The sequence below is a fragment of the Symbiopectobacterium sp. genome (assembly GCF_051710365.1).
Taxonomy (GTDB): Bacteria; Pseudomonadota; Gammaproteobacteria; order Enterobacterales; family Enterobacteriaceae; genus Symbiopectobacterium.
In genome coordinates this window covers 1-3,579 of the sequence record NZ_JBPETA010000254.1, presented here as the reverse complement: position 1 = coordinate 3,579, position 3,579 = coordinate 1, and the positions used below count along the sequence as shown (strand labels likewise).

Below are 3,579 nucleotides of genomic sequence, written 5' to 3'. Positions count from 1 at the left end.
GTATCGGTGCTATGCTCGACATCGCTCAGTCCGGTTGATGATTTGGGATCTTTATCGATTGATCAGATCGCTCAACTCGGACTGAGTTCCCTTCAGGTGATCTACTATTCGGAACAGTTATTTAGGGTTTTACGCAACGATGCCTTTTCCTGGTCGCGCCGTGGGCAGATGAAGCGAAAAGTCGTCTTGTCGGATACGAGGCGGTAATTCGAGGGTAGAATAGAAGGTAACCTCAGACAGCCGGGAGTGATGTCGATGAAAAAGGTGTCAATCGTAGGATTTAGGGTGGCTAGGCATGCCGTTAGCGTTAGCGCTCAATGCGCGTGGCTACCGGGTAACGGGGACGAAAACCACGGCTGACGGTGTGGAAGCGGCGCGCATGAGTGGGATTGCCTGCTATGCGTTGCACTTAACGCCTGAGTTAGTGTGTGATACCGACGATCTCGACAGCGTATTGAATGTCGATGCTTTAGTGGTCACGCTCCCTGCCAGCCGCACGGCGCAGGGGGGAGAGAACTATCTGCTGGCCGTTCAACAATTGGTGAACAGCGCGTTGGTGCACGGCGTTCCGCGCATCCTGTTTACCAGTTCGACCTCAGTGTATGGAAAAGGCGCGGGGACGATGCGTGAGTCATCTGCGCTGCATCCGGAAACGGCAGCGGGATATGTTCTGGTACAGTTAGAGCAATGGTTGCACGCCTTGCACAATACCTCAGTGGATATTCTGCGATTGGCTGGACTGGTGGGACCCAATCGACACCCCGGACGCTTTTTATCGGGGAAAACCAATCTTCCCGATGGGGATGTCGGCGTGAATCTGGTGCATCGCGATGACGTGATTGCTGCGATTGAGCTGTTGTTACAACTGACTGCGGGTGGCCATCGCTATAATCTCTGCGCGCCACAGCATCCCAGCAAGCGTGCGTTTTACATTGAACAGGCGCATCGTCTCGGCGTTGTGCCTCCGCAATTCAACGCCGAGAGTGAGCAAGGCGGGCGGATCATTGACGGTCAGCGTATCTGCCGTGAACTGGGGTTTGAGTACCAATATCCCGACCCCATGACTATGCCCTGGTAAGTGATTACATCATGCCGCTGTTGACTGCCGCGGTGTTTACCCGCGGCAGTCACGTCAGCGTCAGAAGTGCGTCCAATCCTGCTCATTGCCTGCAACCGGCGCTTTTGCTGGCAGAGCCTGGGTTGCCGGACGCGCCAGCCGCGACGGTGGCGCCGTTTCAGTATCGCCAAGCCGGAAGGTTGCCATCAGTTGCGCCAACACAATAGCTTGTTCTTCCAACGTGTTAGCACTGGAGGACGACGCGCTAACCAGCGTGGCATTTTGCTGCGTGGTGCTGTCCAGTTCCGTAATGGCGCGTGAGATCTGTTCAATGCCGCGGCTCTGCTCTTCCGAGGCGGACGAAATCTCTTCCATGATGTCGTTTACCCGAGCGACCGAATTGACGATGCTCTCCATGGATTGTCCGGCCTCCGCCACCAACTTACTGCCCACGCCGGTGCGCTCCACGGATTCATTGATTAACGCGGCAATATCCTTGGCGGCCTGAGAGCTCCGTTGCGAGAGGGCTCGCACTTCACCCGCAACTACGGCAAAGCCGCGTCCTTGCTCACCGGCGCGTGCCGCTTCGACCGCGGCGTTAAGCGCCAGAATATTGGTCTGGAACGCGATGCCGTTAATCACAGTCGTAATATCGGCAATCTTTTTGGCACTGGCGGCGATATCATCCATGGTAGTGACGACGTTGCGCACCACCTCTCCGCCTTTCTGTGCATTTTGCGCGGCTTCGGACGCTATTTGACTGGCATGCCGCGCGTTATCGGTGTTGTTTTTTACCGTTGAGGTCAATTGTTCCATGCTGGCGGCGGTTTCGACCACAGCGGCCGATTGTTGCTCGGTGCGCGAAGCCAGATCGCTATTGCCTGCGGCAATCTCTGCCGCAGAAGATGACACCCGGCCAACGCTGTCTCGCACATCGACAATCACGTGATGTAATCGGTTATTCATTTGCGCCATGGCTGCCGTGAGTCTGCCCAGTTCATCATTGCTGTCGGACTGGATGGTGGCGGTCAAATCACCGCTGGCGATCCGTTCCGCCAGCGCCAGGTTGCGTTGCACCGGGCGTGAAATCTGGCGCACGATGTAAAAGGTGATCAACATACCGATCAGCATGGCAATCGCGCCTATCACCAGCGTGATATAGGCAGAACCGTAGGCCAGTCGGTCGTTTTGATCTTTGATAGAGGCAATCAGCGATTTAATCACCGCACTGCTTTTGTCTCCACCCACTTTTACCGCGTTTTCGGTTTTCTTCAACGTCGCCATTGCGCTGTGGTGCTCCTGATGCAGCGCAACGTAGCGCTGCATATAGCGCCAAAGCTCATCGAGCTGTCCATGTGTCTCTGCGGGAAGCGTCGGCAGCACCGCCTGATAAGCGTGCTGTGCGGCCTGATAACGGGTATCCAGTGCCTTTGCCGCATCGTCGGTGTCGCTTTGATACAGCACGCTGGCTAACTGCTTGAGTGCCGCGCTCAGGTAGGCGATATCATCTGCCCGTTGGTACTCTGACAGCACCAATGGCTGCGCGGCAATGCCGTCGCGAAAACGCTGAATGGCGTCCTGACCGTCCAGTTCGGCAATCTGTTTTTTTAACGCCACGGTATTCTGAGACGCCAGGGTCATCTCTTTTATGGCCTGTTGGAAATCAGCTAGGATACGTTCCAGCGCTTGCAGATCGTTCTGCTCTTCAGGGCGCCAGGGCAGCGAATGCGCGCTTTGCGTCAGTTCGGCGGCATGTTTTATGAAATTGCTCAGCACGGTCTGGGTGGCATCATCGGGGGTATAAAAATACTTGAGTCGATTGATTTTTGCCTGAAAGACTTCGATGTTGATGTTGTAAATCAGATTGGTTTTTTCATAGATGATTCGAATATCATGAAAGCGCATGGCGCTAAGCGAAGAAGCCAACACTACTAACAGCAATACCACGCCGAAGCCTAAATAGAGCTTGTGCGAAATTTTAATGTTTTTCACTGCGTTGTTGAATAATCCCATGGAGATGCCCCTTGCGTGACGGTGTTGATTGACCGATGTGGCAGGTCTTTTATTGTCATTTGTTAAGTTATCGGTGGCGGCAGGGTGCGAATTTAGCGTGTAGCCTGAGCAGGTGATGAATCTGTGATAAGGATTGATATTTCCAGCGGGGTGCCCATATTTTGCTGGGCAAATGCACAAACTAACGCACAGAGAGAGGTTAGCCGCACGATATCATCGACACTATCCCCGCTGACTGGGGCGATGTGTTCACCATGGCTGCGTTAATCGGCCGATGGCTTTGTTGAATAAATAGAAAGTTTGGGTAATCATCGGAACAGATCACCATAGTTGTTTCAAAATCAGGTCTCCATGGCAAAACAAAATTTTAAAATCACTAACTTGCCCTCCTATAACAAGGCCCTCAAGCAGCGCGGTTCTCTAACCGTATGGCTAGATGAATCAGCCATTGCTGCATGGACGGAAAAAACGACTACTGAACGGCGTGGACGACCGCTCCACTACTCAGA

3 protein-coding genes and 1 pseudogene are annotated in these 3,579 nt (G+C 53.7%); 3 read left to right on the top strand and 1 reads right to left on the bottom strand.

Annotation, left to right across the window (positions count from 1 at the left end):
- On the top strand, positions 1-207 hold a 207-nt coding region (locus ACTBDZ_RS16080; protein ID WP_438816054.1), incomplete at its 5' end, for a hypothetical protein.
- A 48-nt stretch (positions 208-255) separates the two neighbouring features.
- Positions 256-1,078: pseudogene (locus ACTBDZ_RS16075) on the top strand (SDR family oxidoreductase).
- A 60-nt stretch (positions 1,079-1,138) separates the two neighbouring features.
- Here the strand turns inward: ACTBDZ_RS16075 and ACTBDZ_RS16070 are convergent.
- On the bottom strand, positions 1,139-3,070 hold the full coding sequence (locus tag ACTBDZ_RS16070) for a methyl-accepting chemotaxis protein (protein WP_438816053.1): 1,932 nt from the start codon (positions 3,068-3,070) through the stop codon (positions 1,139-1,141).
- A gap of 351 nt (positions 3,071-3,421) precedes the next feature.
- On the opposite strand from ACTBDZ_RS16070, the gene ACTBDZ_RS16065 reads away from it, so the two are divergent.
- The coding region (locus ACTBDZ_RS16065) for a transposase (RefSeq protein ID WP_438816055.1) at positions 3,422-3,579 on the top strand (158 nt) is incomplete at its 3' end.

Excerpts from the sequence above, each read along its gene's own strand:
- ACTBDZ_RS16070 (WP_438816053.1), bottom strand. The coding sequence starts at position 3,070 with ATGGGATTATTCAACAACGCAGTGAAAAACATTAAAATTTCGCACAAG.